Below are 14462 nucleotides of genomic sequence, written 5' to 3' on the forward strand. Positions count from 1 at the left end.
TCCATTTTTAGTCAAAGGGTATCTGTATGCGCAGCCGTTTCTGGCAAATGTCTTGCCGCAGCAATGCGTTGCAAACGCTCAGCCAGCGCAGGCCTAGCTGCAGCTTCGCTTAGGCTGATGGGCAATCGCCGCTGCCAATTGGGGTACTCGAGCCAAGTGCCGGGAATATTCACCGCATGGCGATCCCCGAGCAGATCGCACCACTGCACACTGTAAAGTGCGCTGTTGCCCGAGGCGCCAAATGGCATCCACGCCGTTAATAAATCTTCAATATCAACCTGTTGAATATCTGTCTCCGGCAATAAGCCCTGGGAGATTAAGCACTGCGCCAGCTGGTGTTTTTCCTGCTCACGTCCGGCTAAGGCCTCACCTAATTGCTCGTCGGTATTGAACAGTTCGAGTTGTCGCCTCAGGTGCAAATCGCTGCCCGTCCACCAGGCGACTAACGTCGGCACATCGTGGTTTGCCAGCATCATCAAACTCTGGAACTTATAGTGGCTCGGCGGCTTAAAGCCTTGATGGTCTTTGCAGAAGTAGAACAACTCGTTGGAGTAAACCCCCGCCTGATACAGGCGATGAATAATATCGGGCGGCACTAGGCCCAAATCTTCACCAATCACCACACAGCGGGCACGTTGACTCTCAAGGCAGAGAATCGCCAACAGGGTTTCGACCGGGTAATACACATAGGCGCCATGGCCGAGGCGCTTATCCAGTGGCCACCACCAGAGTCGCAGCAGCCCCATCACATGGTCGATTCGCAGTGCCCCGCAGTGGGTCATATTGGCGCGAGTCAGTTCAATAAAATGGCGATATTGATGCTGTTTTAGCTTGACGGGATCGAGGGGCGTAAGTCCCCAGTTTTGTCCCTGCGGCGCGAAGGGATCCGGCGGCGCGCCTATGCTGGCGTTTAAGCAGAACTGCTGTGAATTGGCTTGAACCTCAACGCCTTGCAACGCAGCGCCTACGGCCAAATCACGAATAAGCCCAATGCCCATTCCCGCTTCTTTGGCTTTGAGCTGGCACAATTGCAGTTGATCTTCGGCCACAAACTGCAGATATAAATAAAAACCTTCATCCTGTGCGATCGCCCTTGGGCTGCGTAGCGATTCGGCTTGGGCAAATTCCCTGAGCGGCGCGCCCTGCTCTGCCACAAAATCCTCAAATCGCTGCGCCCTGGGTGTGTTGGGCTGTAAATGGTGTTCGCAAAAGACAGTATATAAACGTGCAAAGGCGCGGTACTTAAGCTCGCTGACCTTGGGGTAATCGAGCCAGTTCTCCGCGTTGAGTAGGGCAATGGTTTCTTGCCACTCTTTCGCCGTAAACTCCGTCTTTAATGGCTCAAATTCAGGCACGCTAGGTAAATGAATATACAGCGGATTCAGCCTTCTACGATCGCAGGGACTATAGGGACTCGGATGTTCCGGCGCGGCAATATCTAAGGCATGCAATGGATTAAGCTGAATAAAATCGGCGCCATATTCGGCCACTAAACCGATAAGCTGCTCTAAATCGCCAAAGTCGCCCATGCCCCATTGGCTTTCGCTGCGCAGACTATAGAGCTGAAGGCTCACACCCCACGGTTTATGGCGCTTTCCTTGAGCTACAGCGCTCATCACCCCTTGATAGGCGGTTCTCGGTGCCACCATAAAAGTGCCATGGAATTCAGTCGTCTTACTTGCGGCAGAGTTGCTTGCTGATGAGTTGCTTGCTGCTGAGGTGCTTGCCGATGCAAGGCCTTGCTGAGCATCTGCCAGCCCAAGCAAACTGACGCTCAGTGCGTGGTACCCCAATCCCAAGCAAGATAAATCACTTAAGTTGTCTTTATTGTTAGATGTGTTTGGTGCGGCGCTGACATTTTCCCATGAACGGCGCATCTCAGCCTTGCTATCTTGCTCAGCGGCATCGCCCGCATCACGGCAATGAAACTCATGACCTAAAAGGTCGAGACGGTATTGCAGGTACTGACACTCATTGGCAAAGGGGCTATTGCCAAACTGTGCCAATTCCTGCGCCTGAATACGATAATCCCCAATGGGTTTTAGCGCCGAAAACGGCACCTCGAGGATAACCCTCTCCCCTTGCTCACAGGTAAAGGTGAGCAGCAGATCGCCACGGTAAGATTGAGGTAAATACAGACAGACCCAAGGTTCGTCGACATAGCACCAATGAAACGCCGGCAACACTTGTGTCCAATGATGTGCATCGAGTTCATATACCTGAGCGTCAAGCTCATCGCCACTGGGTAAACTCGTTAATGGTTCATCCTTTGCCTCGCAGGCCTGAGTATTTTTCTCCTGCAACATACAGGTCAAAATCCCTTGCCTGTCCGCCTCGGGAATGCGGATGTACTGGCCGAAGCAGTCGGTAAAGTCTGCTCCTACGCCCCGCAAATACAGCAACTTCTCCAGCCCCATATTTGTCGCCCCCGCGACTGCTCATCCATAGCCTTAGATAGGCAGTAACCATGCCAGCGCAAAATAACAGCATGAAGACAGATTTGTGTCAGCCAAGTGACAACAAAGAAAACTTATAAATCAGCATCTTGAATAAAATGTGTGCCTTTATCGCCCAAGCCTTGGCCCACGGGGCCATCTCGTAAACGCACTAGTTTGAAGCAGGGAGTGATTAAAAAAGGTGCAACGCGCTTAAATGGCGCAAGCAAAACAGCGTCTTATCTTGGAGCAGTATTTCCAGAAGCATCGCATCGGTTGAATCCCCAGCGCAAACAACAAACCACGTATCAGTAACTAGCTGCAACACTTTGTATCAATTGCATTTTTCATCTTGAACTCCAGTTCATCGCTCTGTCACTATGCGCGTTCAAAACAAAAACAACACCTAATCGCAACATTTACCTACAGCTACTTACATCATTCAAAGTGGCAGGAATAAATGGCGAACGATGCAAAATAAGGAAATTGATATGAAAAGAATCACGGGACTTTTACTCGCCAGCAGTTTGAGCTTAGCCCTTGGCGCCTGCGGCGGCAGTGGCGACGATGAATTAACACCAACGATCCCGACTCCCGATCCGACCCCACCGAGCTTAAGCGCCGATGTCTGTTATTTAATGAGCACCACAAAGGGAGATTTGACCTTAGCCATCGACCTCACCCATATGCCGATCACGGGTAAGAACTTTAAACAATATGTCGATAAGTCATTCTATAACGGTACTTTATTCCACAGAACCATCAACAACTTTGTGATCCAAGGCGGTGGTTTCACCACGGGATTACAAAGCAAGCCGACCAGCGCGCCGATTAAAAACGAGGCCGCCGTCGGCATCAGCAACAAACGCGGCACTATCGCAATGGCGCGAACCACAGTGCCAGACTCAGCGACATCACAGTTCTTTATCAATGTGTTAGATAATCCTCAGCTCGATGCTTCGGCGAGCAGCTATGGTTATGCCGTGTTTGGTAAAGTTGTCGAAGGAATGGATGTGGTCGATCAGATAAGCATTGTGCCAACCAAAACCAGCAATGGTTTTAGCGACACACCTGTGAATGAAATTTTGATCAATAGCGTGATGGAAACGACCTGTCCCGCCGCCTAGCAAAAATAACAAAGCACTGTAGATACAGTGCTTTTATATTATTAGCACCGAAAGGGGATTATTCGTCCCCTTGAATTTTACCCACCAACAACATAGGCGCAGCATCAATTTTATCGGCGTCCATCATGGCGGCAATACGCTCCACCGATGAGAGCAATTGACTCTGCTCCCACTCTTCAAGATTTTGATATTGCTTTATAAAATGCTCTTGAAGTGGTTTAGGCGACTCTTGCAATAATGCCCGCCCCGCCTCACTTAAATGTAAATGCACCTTGCGCTTATCGGACTCGCTGCGTTTGCGGATCACTAATCCCCGCCCTTCGAGCCTATCAATAATTGTCGTCACTGTGGCAGGGCTGAGGGTGATTTCTTCGGCCACCTGTTTGGCTAAGGGAGCGCCGAGCTGGGCAATTTTCTGCATCACCATCAACTGCGGCCCCGTCAGGCCTGAATGTTTATTGAGTTGCCGGGAATGAATGTCGATAGCGCGGATCACCCTACGCAGTGAAATCAGCAGTTGTTCGTATTTTTCCATCGTGCTTCGCGTGCTCCTCATCAACCCAACGGCCGCACCTTACCAGAAACTCAGCCACAACTCACCTCGGCGGGCAATTTAATCGCATAATAATCTGAGTTTAACTAAACAAGCATAAGCTGAAAAAAGCTTTTAAAAACATAGCGTATATCGAGCCTAATCCCTGTCATAAAAGTTCATTATTTAGTTATCTAGTTCCAACTTTAGTGGGAATTTCACCCCAATAAACTGCCTAAGCCGATCTAGATCACATCTTACATACCCCTTAATTGGTAGCTTGGTCACCAGAAAGAAACAAATTTAATTTACAAGCAAATAGGTGGACTTATGGCTGCTAAATTTTTTATCCCTTCCGTCAACGTATTAGGCAAAGGCGCCGTCAATGACGCTATCGGAGATATCAAAACCTTAGGCTTTAAACGCGCGTTAATCGTGACGGATAAACCTCTAGTCAAGATTGGTCTGGTCGGTGAAGTGGCCGAAAAGCTCGGTCAAAACGGCATTACTTCAACCGTGTTTGATGGCGTGCAACCCAACCCAACCGTCGGTAACGTCGAAGCGGGTCTTGCACTATTAAAAGCCAATCAATGTGATTTTGTGATTTCATTAGGCGGCGGTTCACCCCACGATTGCGCTAAGGGTATCGCCTTGGTTGCCACCAACGGCGGCAGCATCAAAGACTATGAAGGGTTAGACCAATCCGCTAAGCCACAACTGCCATTAGTAGCCATTAACACTACTGCTGGTACCGCCAGTGAAATGACCCGTTTTTGTATCATCACTGACGAAGCTCGCCATATTAAAATGGCAATTGTCGATAAACACACCACCCCATTATTGTCTGTGAATGACCCTGAGCTGATGCTGAAAAAACCAGCGAGCCTCACCGCCGCAACAGGCATGGACGCGCTGACCCACGCGGTTGAAGCCTATGTGTCTATCGCTGCTAACCCAATTACCGATGCCTGCGCCATTAAGGCCATTGAACTTATCCAAGGCAACTTAGTGAATGCGGTAAAGCAAGGCCAAGATATTGAGGCCCGTGAGCAAATGGCCTATGCGCAATTCTTGGCGGGTATGGCCTTCAACAACGCCAGCTTAGGTTATGTACATGCGATGGCGCACCAATTAGGCGGTTTCTACGACCTGCCCCACGGTGTGTGTAACGCCCTATTATTACCCCATGTGCAAGAATACAACGCCAAAGTGGTACCAGAACGCTTAAAGGATATTGCTAAGGCGATGGGTGTCGATGTAGCCAATATGACGGATGAACAAGGTGCAGCGGCGGCGATCGCCGCGATTAAGGCCCTATCCGTTGCGGTAAACATTCCAGAAAACCTGACATTACTCGGGGTTAAAGCGGAAGATATTCCAACCCTGGCCGAAAACGCCTTAAAGGATGCCTGTGGTTTCACTAACCCTAAACAGGCAACCCATGAAGAGATCTGCCAGATCTTCGCTAACGCGTTATAAGCCAAAACGCGTCATAGAGCATTCGCATTAACGCCGTCTGTCGCGCGCCAATTGACAGGATGTTGTTCGGCTAGCGCAAGCTAACGACATGAGAATCGGCCCAAACAAGGGAGCTTGTTTGGGCCTTTCTTTTGGGCTGATTCAGCCAATTTTTCACTACGCCATAATGTAAAACACCGCCGTAGCGCCTTAATCTTCGGCAGTTGGGATCCCATAGATCGAAAAATCGTCCCAATAGCGTAAAAACGTGATCTTGGTGGGTTACATGCTGTTACAAATCCGCTAGACTGGCTTTAGTTCGCTTTTTCCCTGCAAAAGATGAAGCCAGCTCAGAGGCCCATTCTAAGGAATGGGCCTCTGTCCCTTTTAGTGCCCGCCCCTACACCTTTCCAATAATTTGCTACTGTTTAATGGCTGACTGCGCCATTCAGATCCTGTCGCTTATTTGCTGCTTTATTGCGCAGTAATTAAGCAAAAACGAATTTGAGTGCAAAACTGAGAGATAGCACATAGATATTCGTTAAAAACTCATGCTAAATAACACTGAATGGAAATGAATTAACCGACTCATTTTTAAACAAAAATACTTGTGAAAACTGTGATTTAACTCGGGCGATATCAGCGCAATTAATGATTGACCGAATTCAAAAACGATGCCTATGATGGCAGCAACATCCTCAACAGGTAGGTACGCTATGACAGCAATTACTCATGTATATAACTACACAGTTAGATGTCCGCATTACAAAGATCCCGAACATCCAGTGAGTTGGTTAAATCACATCGAATTAAACCAATCCAGTGAAATTGCCTTAAACCGTATCACCAAATGGCACGAACTCTCAGGCAGTAAATCCTTCGAAACCAGTAAGTTTGTTGTCCGTAAAGCCGATAATGAAGAAGCCTACTTCTCCATGCAGAGCGATAGGCTTAAAAATGATGGTCACGCGCTCGTCACCTTTAAAATCTTCCTCGATACCTGCTGTGACGAGGCTGCGCCAGAAGAAATTATGCAGCACCTGATTGATGACTATCAGCAGCGTTTAGCAAAACTCGATCAAGCCTCATAGTGTTTTGCTTGAGAGTGATGTATCACATAAGCGATTAATCGCTAAGTGAAATAGCAACAATGCCAGAGTTTATACTCTGGCATTTTGTTTTACTCACCTTGTTAATCAAACCATTCTTAAACCGTCGTTAATCCGCCGCCTCGTTATCTTGAGCCAGAGACATTTGAGCTTCACTCAAGCAAACTTATGCATTATCCCTACTCCAAAAGTTGGGTTCAAAAGATTGGGTTCGATGATTGGATTTTCAGATTATTAAGGCGCGGTACAGCAGTATTTGGTATCTTGCTTAACAACCGTTAGTTTTCAGGATGAGTACAATGAAAAAAGCCACGCTCATAATATTACCACTGCTACTGGCCACCACGGCCTGCGCCGATTTAAAGGATGCGGGTCGCGCCATAGGCACCACCACTAAAGATGTGACAAAAGAGATTGGTCATGCCACTCGCGACACCACCAAAGAGATTGGCCACGCCACCCGAGACACCACCAAAGCCATTGGTCATGCCTCACGGGATGCGGTGAAATCGGTCAAAGAAGAACTGACAGAAGATTCGGAGTGACGCCCATGCGTCACTCTGCTTTATCGGGTCTCAATCCCTAGGCCGCATTGGCACGAATACCATGGGGCACGGGTAACCCCTGTGCATTCACATTCACAAACACCATCTTATCGATACTGACCACAGGCGCTTGCGTCATCTTATTACGCACTTGGCAACTGACAGTGATTGAACTGTGGCCAAGGCTGACAAGCTCCAAGCCAAATTCCAACACATCCCCTTGGCGCGCTGGCGTCATAAAATTGATTTCGGAAATCAGCTTAGTCACATGGCTGCTGCTCTTCATCTGGCACGCAGCAAAGATGGCCGCCTCCTCGTCAATCCAACTCAATAACTGGCCGCCAAATAGGGTATTTGCAGGATTTAAATGTTCAGGTTTGACTAAACGACGACTGTAATATTTCATGACGGTGACCTCACTGTGAATGCCAAGTTTTACCGTCAATTCACAGCATTATTTAGGCCAAGATAAATAGCCATTGAATAACAATGAGATAGCATTAAGCCATTGTAAAACGGTTAAAAATTTGCACCAACTCGAGTCAGAGTTGCACCAGAATAATCAATTAGATAAAAAAATAGCGACTCAAAGAGTCGCCAAGCTCAGGCAAGCAATGTATTGACTGGGTAGGAAGTTAAGTCACAAGGTTTGACTTAAAAACCCGTGCAGCACATGTAGGCGAACTGCACGGGGGACAACAGCTGCAATGCAGCTAAACACAGGGCTTACGGGTACAACATCTTACGGGTAGAACCTATTCGCTATACAACAGACTTCGCTTAAAACTGCTCTTCTTCGGTCGAACCAGTCAGTGCAGTCACAGAAGACTGACCGCCTTGGATCACTGTGGTGACTTGGTCGAAGTAACCAGTACCCACTTCCTGTTGATGCGCGACGAAGGTGTAGCCTTTCTTCGCTGCTGCAAACTCAACTTCTTGAACTTTCTCAACATAATGCTTCATACCTTCACCACGAGCGTAGTCGTAAGCCAGGTCAAACATGTTGTACCACATGTTATGGATACCCGCTAAAGTGATGAACTGGTACTTGTAGCCCATGTCCGACAGCTCTTGTTGGAAGCGCGCAATCGTCGCGTCGTCCAAGTTTTTCTTCCAGTTGAACGAAGGTGAACAGTTGTAGGCCAGCAATTGGTCTGGGTACTGAGCATGGATTGCCTCAGCAAAGCGGCGTGCTTCTTCTAAGTCAGGCTTAGCGGTTTCACACCAAATTAAATCCGCATAAGGTGCGTAGGCGAGACCGCGAGAAATCGCTTGGTCCAGACCCGCTTTCACGCGGTAGAAACCTTCACTGGTGCGCTCGCCAGTCACGAAGTCACGATCGTATGGGTCGCAATCAGAGGTCAATAAATCCGCCGCATTCGCATCGGTACGAGCGATAACTAAAGTTTCAACACCGCTCACGTCGGCTGCAAGGCGCGCCGCAACTAACTTTTGTACCGCTTCTTGGGTCGGTACTAATACTTTACCGCCCATATGGCCGCACTTTTTCACAGAGGCCAATTGGTCTTCAAAGTGCACACCGGCGGCGCCTGCGTCGATCATCGACTTCATTAACTCGAACGCATTCAGTACGCCACCAAAACCCGCTTCCGCATCGGCAATAATCGGCAGGAAGTAATCGACAAAGTTTTCTTCTTCCGGATTAACACCATTGCTCCACTGAATTTGGTCAGCACGGCGGAAAGAGTTGTTAATACGTGCAACCACTGCAGGTACTGAGTTTGCTGGGTATAAAGATTGGTCTGGGTACATAGTGCCCGCTAAGTTAGCGTCGGCCGCCACTTGCCAACCAGACAAGTAAATTGCTTCGATACCGGCTTTCGCCTGTTGTACCGCTTGACCGCCAGTCAGTGCACCTAGCGAGTTCACATAACCTTTTTTTGCGCCACCGTTGACTAAATCCCACAGTTTAGCGGCACCGCGTTTGGCAATAGTGTTTTCGGGTACGATAGAACCACGAAGTGCCACAACTTCCTCTGCAGTGTATGGGCGACGCACGTTTTTCCAACGTGGATTTTCAGCCCAATCTTTTTTGATCGCGTCAATCTGTGCCTGACGTGAAGTCTGTGTTGCCTTAGTCATAGTGTCACTCCTTTCTCTGTGATGTTGTAGCAAGTGAAGCTGCCCCACAGCCTCACCCTGCCCATTGGTTTAATTGGCGGTTTGACCGCCATAACGCATTCCATGTAAACGCATTCAGTGTTACAGCATTAAAACGCTAATCATTAAGCCGTTAGCATCTCGTAACCGGGTAAGGTTAAGAAATCAACCAACTCATCCGAAGTGGTAATATCCTCAAGCAATACCGCTGCTTGGGTAAATTTGCCGTGGGTGAATCTGTCACTGCCCACTTCTTTTTTCACATTCGCTAACTCTTCCACTAGCATGTCCTTAAACAATTGTTTAGTGACGGGTTTGCCGTTTGAGAGTGACTTGCCATGTTGGATCCATTGCCAAATCGAGGCGCGGGAGATTTCAGCCGTTGCCGCATCTTCCATTAATCCGTAAATCGGTACACAACCGTTGCCACTGATCCACGCCTCAAGGTATTGCAGTGCGATGCGAATATTCAGGCGCATCCCTTGCTCTGTACGCTCGCCATCACAGGGTTTTAATAACTCTGCGGCGAGGATCGGTGCATCCACATCACGGGTGATATGCAATTGGTTTTGATGATCTTGGCCTATGTATTCGTTAAAGATCCCCATCGCCGTATCCGCAAGACCCGGGTGAGCGACCCAAGTCCCATCGTGGCCATTACGCGCCTCAAGCTCTTTGTCCTTACGCACTCGTTGCAACACGGTTTCGTTCTGAGCAGGATCCTTCGCTGGAATAAAGGCCGCCATGCCACCCATCGCCAGTGCGCCACGTTTATGGCAGGTTTTGATCAGCAGTCTTGAATAGGCGCTTAAGAAAGGCGTATCCATGGTCACCGCTTGGCGATCCGGTAAAACGCGGTCGCTATGACGCTTTAATGTTTTGATATAGCTGAAGATATAGTCCCAACGACCACAGTTGAGCGCGACAATGTTTGAGCGTAATTCATAGAGAATTTCGTCCATTTCAAACACCGCGGGTAAGGTCTCAATCAAACAAGTACATTTGATTGTGCCAGGCTGTAGGCAGAATCTTTCTTCAACAAAAGCAAACACTTTTGCCCACCAACGCGCTTCGATATGGCTCTCGAGTTTAGGAATATAGAAGTAAGGACCACTGCCCTTCGCCAGCAATTGGCGATAGTTATGGTAAAAGTACATCGCAAAGTCGAATAACGCGCCGGGGATGGACTGCTGGTTAAATTCAACGTGCTTCTCTTTTAAGTGCAGACCACGCACACGACAGATTAATACCGCAGGATTTGGGCCTAGCTTGTAATGTTTACCAGTTTCAGGCGCTGTGTATTCAATCTCACCGCGCACGGCATCACGCAGGTTAATCTGACCTTCAACCACTTTCTGCCAGCTCGGTGCTAAGGAGTCTTCAAAATCCGCCATAAACACTTTGGCATTGGCATTGAGTGCATTGATCACCATCTTACGTTCGACGGGACCGGTGATTTCAACACGGCGATCGAGTAAGTCATTCGGAATGCCACGGATCTTCCATGCCCCGTCACGAATAGCGCGAGTCTCGGGTAAAAAGTCAGGCAAAGCCCCTTTATCAATACGCGCTTGTCTATCTTTACGTTTGGCGAGTAAGGTGGGCACTTCTGTCGCAAATTCACGGCAAAGTGACTCAAGCAACGCCAGCGCGCCTTCGGTAAAAATCACCTCCTGCCCTGGTATGGTATTTCCCACTAAGGCCAGAGTGCCATTCGCAGTGGCCTTATTCTGTGTCGAATTCAATTGCTGTTCACCTAAAGTGTGTTCCGTCATCTTCTCGCCCTCCCAAGAGGCTAACCTTTTGCTCGTTTACGACTCGTTACCAGCAAAGACATGAGTAACATGTACAAACATTCACCTAAAAACATTCAAATGTTCGTTTAGAACCAAAACTTACAGACAAACATTTGTATTTGCAACTATCCAAAAGTGCCATAACCGCTCAATAATTTGACCAAAAAACCTCTAAAAATTGGTCTGACCAAGACAAGAAGTTCAATTCAAATACCTGATAAATAAAAACTTTAAAAATTTAAGCTAAATGAGTTTTTTCTTATCGTGAAATTTGTCAGACAACTTTACCACTCAAATCTCAGTGTAATTTTATACGTAATTTAATTACCAATTGAAAATTTAAATATACAGCATTTTTGACCTATTCGACCTAAGTAGAAACCTGTGCGCGTTTTGAACTCCACCCGGAGGAAAGCGGTAAAAATCAACAAAACCAAGCAATTAACAAAATAGAAACAGATTAAAAATTTAAACAATCGTTTAATTGTTACGTTTACGTAAACAGTCAAGCCAATAGAGAGAGAGTGACAGGGATCACGGGTTATGTTTCTCGATCAAAAACCCGAGTCGATATGGTTAACCCAAAAAATAAATCACTTTTTTATAAAAAAAATGAAACAAATTAGAATTCTGACCCTGTGTTGCTTCAAATGAGGGCAACAGGTGATAGTGAAGGTCTTTATCCCCAACCCAGTTAACCGTATTTCGTATGTAAAGATAACCAAGGTTCATGGTCTTTTAAGCGCCAAACAAGGGGTTGCAAAGTAGATGAAAATCATTATCATTCGCGACCTTTCTGATTGGGGGACTTTCAATGCCAGTATTACAGCCTGTATTTCGCTTATCACTTATTGCACTCGCCTGCCTCAGTGCTTTACCACACACAGCCTACGCCGATGACACACCTTCCGCTCGCGATGAAAACGTCGAACGCATAACGGTATACGGCAGACAAAACTCTGTGGTGAAAAACTCAGGGCTGGCGACTAAGTCAGATATGTCCTTAATGGAAACCCCTGCGGCGGTTGTTATCGTTGACCAGGAGCTGATTAACAGCCAAGGAGTCGATAATCTGCAGGACTTGATTCGCAATATCAGCGGGGTGACTCAAGCAGGCAATAACTACGGCATTGGGGATAACTTGGTTATTCGCGGTCTTGGCGCAAACTATACCTATGACGGCATGTATGGCGGTGCCGGCCTTGGCAACACCTTTAACCCCACTCGCTCCCTAACTAATGTGGAATCCGTTGAAGTTTTAAAAGGGCCAGCGACTGGGCTCTACGGCATGGGCAGCGCGGGCGGCGTGATCAACCTGATTGAAAAGAAACCGCAATTTGAATCCAAACACAAAATCACCACTGAAGTTGGCCAGTGGGATACCTACTCGCTCGCCATCGATAGCACGGGGGGGATCACAGATGATCTTGCTTATCGTTTAGTCGCCAAAACCGCCCGCAGTGAAGGCTACCGTGATTTAGGCGCCGACCGTGATGAAGTGTTCGGCTCACTCAAGTGGGTATTAAGTGATAGCCAAGATCTGATGCTATCAGGCGCGTATATCAAAGACGCCATTGCCGTTGACTCCATCGGCCATCCAATCCGTATCTACAATGCCGATTCTGTCGGAGGTAAAACCGCTGGTGAAGTCACTTGGCAAGATTTGATAAACGATCCTAATGGTCAAGGCATACAGCTAACCGACGAGCAGCGTCAGCAATTGGCGGCATCACTCGCCAGTGGTGATGGCTTAACTCCTTATTCCTTCGGTGACGCGGGATTAATTTCTCCCATGGCAAAGGATAATGAAGGTGAAGAATTAAGATTCAAGCTGACCCACAATATCTACTTTACCGATAATCTGTTCCTCAACCAGCAGTTGCAATATCGCGACTACACCACAGGTTTTGCCCGCCAAACAGGGGCTTACAACTATGTGTATTGGAAGCGTAAAATCAAGATTGGTGGCGTACCGACTGATGTGATTAACGAAGATCCCCGCGCGCCACTGGTTGAAAATGGTGTGCTCTATCCCTTTGCCGCCAGACGTCAGGAATACCGCCAGCTCGATGCCGAAGAAACCTCGTGGCAGTATTTTGCCGATCTACGTTACGACTTCCAAATCGGCAATATCGACAACGAATTGCTGGTGAATGCTAACTACGAAGACCGCGATATTCGCCTCGAGCAATTCTCGATTTACGATGCAGACCAAGTCATTAAAAACAAACAAGGCGAAGTGATTTACCGTGGGTCGCTGCCATACATTTACGATATCCGCAATCCAAACTGGGGAACGGGTAAATTTGCCGACTACGATCCGCTCAAAACCGCCAACTACAATAAAAAAGTCAGCGCTTGGGGCTTAGGCGTGCAACATGTGGGTTATTTAGGTTATGGCTTTACCACCCGTGTGGGCGTGGCCTTTAACGAAATCAAACAGAGCTATGAGCACTTAGGTGTGGATGAGCGCTACAGCGCGAGTCAAGCCAGCCCCACTCCTGAGGAAGATAGCAAAGATAACGGTGTGACCTACAACTTGGGCTTAACCTATATGCCCATTGACGATTTATCGTTTTTCGTCAATCACTCAAAGGGCCGCACCGCCTATAGCATCTTAGGCTCAATCACAGGGGAAAATACCGACCGCGAAGACTCAGAATCCGTCAGTAACGATCTCGGTATGCGCTTTAAAGCCTTTGATGATCAAATGTTGGCCTCACTGGTGTTCTTTAAAAGCTCACGCACAAATGTGCCTTACACCAACCCAGACTATAACGCTGGTGTGTCAGGTGCCGAGGTGCCGGTGTACTTTTACGATGGCAGCGAAGATACCCAAGGGGTCGAGTTGGATCTCAATGCCCATCTAAACGATAACTGGCGCATCAATCTTAACGGCATGTATCAGGATGCGAGGGATAAACAAAACCCGAATGACAAAGCCAACTACGACAGCCGTCAAAAAGGTGTGCCCTATGTGACAGCCAGTGCTTGGGTAACCTATGGTGCAGACTGGTTTGCCTTATCAAGCCCTATTGAGCTGAGTTTAGGTGCCAAGTATGTGGATGATAGAAGCACACACTCAAGCTCATTTGGTATCCCTGATGGTTATGTGCCGAGCTACACCTTAGTGGATTCTGCCATCAGCTATGCCACCGACTCCTGGAAGTTACAATTGAATATCAACAACCTATTCAATAAAGACTATTACAGTAAGGCCATGTTCCTCGGTGGTATGCCGGGCGAAGAGCGTAATGTGAAGCTGCAATATAGCTACAGTTTCTAAGCGTTTTCCTTAAGCCCATAAACAACAAGAGAGCCCATCGGCTCTCTTGTTTG

General features: G+C 47.8%; 10 protein-coding genes. 5 read left to right on the plus strand and 5 right to left on the minus strand.

All coding sequences use genetic code 11. The features are described 5' to 3' along the window. Positions 1 to 11: 11 nt before the first annotated feature. The gene (malQ, locus tag SHEWANA3_RS15420; protein WP_011717797.1) at positions 12 to 2417 is read right to left on the minus strand and encodes a 4-alpha-glucanotransferase; all 2406 of its coding nucleotides are present in this window, start codon (positions 2415 to 2417) and stop codon (positions 12 to 14) included. 509 nt (positions 2418 to 2926) lie between these two features. On the opposite strand from malQ, the gene SHEWANA3_RS15425 reads away from it, so the two are divergent. Further along, complete coding sequence (locus SHEWANA3_RS15425) at positions 2927 to 3562, plus strand: peptidylprolyl isomerase (RefSeq protein ID WP_011717798.1); 636 nt, start codon at positions 2927 to 2929, stop codon at positions 3560 to 3562. Positions 3563 to 3620: 58 nt separating this feature from the next. On the opposite strand, the gene SHEWANA3_RS15430 is transcribed toward SHEWANA3_RS15425, so the two are convergent. Beyond that, entirely contained in the window at positions 3621 to 4097 is a 477-nt protein-coding gene (locus SHEWANA3_RS15430) for a MarR family transcriptional regulator (RefSeq protein WP_041408827.1), read from the minus strand. A 327-nt stretch (positions 4098 to 4424) separates the two neighbouring features. On the opposite strand from SHEWANA3_RS15430, the gene yiaY reads away from it, so the two are divergent. The 3 genes from yiaY (at position 4425) to SHEWANA3_RS15445 (ending at position 7206) form a co-directional block, all read left to right on the plus strand. Beyond that, positions 4425 to 5573 carry an L-threonine dehydrogenase gene (gene yiaY / locus SHEWANA3_RS15435; RefSeq protein ID WP_011717799.1) on the plus strand — a complete coding sequence of 383 codons (1149 nt, stop codon included), beginning with the start codon at positions 4425 to 4427 and terminating at the stop codon, positions 5571 to 5573. Between the two features lie 695 nt (positions 5574 to 6268). Then, positions 6269 to 6643, plus strand: a complete 375-nt coding sequence (locus SHEWANA3_RS15440) for a hypothetical protein (RefSeq protein ID WP_011717800.1) — start codon at positions 6269 to 6271, stop codon at positions 6641 to 6643. A gap of 317 nt (positions 6644 to 6960) precedes the next feature. After that, positions 6961 to 7206 carry a hypothetical protein gene (locus tag SHEWANA3_RS15445; RefSeq protein WP_011717801.1) on the plus strand — a complete coding sequence of 82 codons (246 nt, stop codon included), beginning with the start codon at positions 6961 to 6963 and terminating at the stop codon, positions 7204 to 7206. A 37-nt stretch (positions 7207 to 7243) separates the two neighbouring features. On the opposite strand, the gene SHEWANA3_RS15450 is transcribed toward SHEWANA3_RS15445, so the two are convergent. The 3 genes from SHEWANA3_RS15450 to aceB all read right to left on the minus strand — a co-directional run bounded on the left by SHEWANA3_RS15450 (position 7244) and on the right by aceB (position 11102). Next, positions 7244 to 7612: a hotdog domain-containing protein gene (locus tag SHEWANA3_RS15450; protein WP_011623516.1), complete on the minus strand. Its 369-nt coding sequence runs from the start codon at positions 7610 to 7612 to the stop codon at positions 7244 to 7246. Positions 7613 to 7986: 374 nt separating this feature from the next. Next, on the minus strand, positions 7987 to 9309 hold the full coding sequence (gene aceA, locus SHEWANA3_RS15455; RefSeq protein ID WP_011623517.1) for an isocitrate lyase: 1323 nt from the start codon (positions 9307 to 9309) through the stop codon (positions 7987 to 7989). A 143-nt stretch (positions 9310 to 9452) separates the two neighbouring features. Continuing rightward, complete coding sequence (gene aceB / locus SHEWANA3_RS15460) at positions 9453 to 11102, minus strand: malate synthase A (RefSeq protein WP_011717802.1); 1650 nt, start codon at positions 11100 to 11102, stop codon at positions 9453 to 9455. Positions 11103 to 11937: 835 nt separating this feature from the next. Here aceB and SHEWANA3_RS15465 point away from each other — a divergent pair. Further along, a complete protein-coding gene (locus tag SHEWANA3_RS15465) occupies positions 11938 to 14409 on the plus strand; it encodes a TonB-dependent receptor (protein WP_011717803.1) in 2472 nt (823 codons plus the stop codon). Positions 14410 to 14462 lie beyond the last annotated feature (53 nt).

It is taken from the genome of Shewanella sp. ANA-3 (assembly GCF_000203935.1).
Lineage (GTDB): Bacteria > Pseudomonadota > Gammaproteobacteria > Enterobacterales > Shewanellaceae > Shewanella.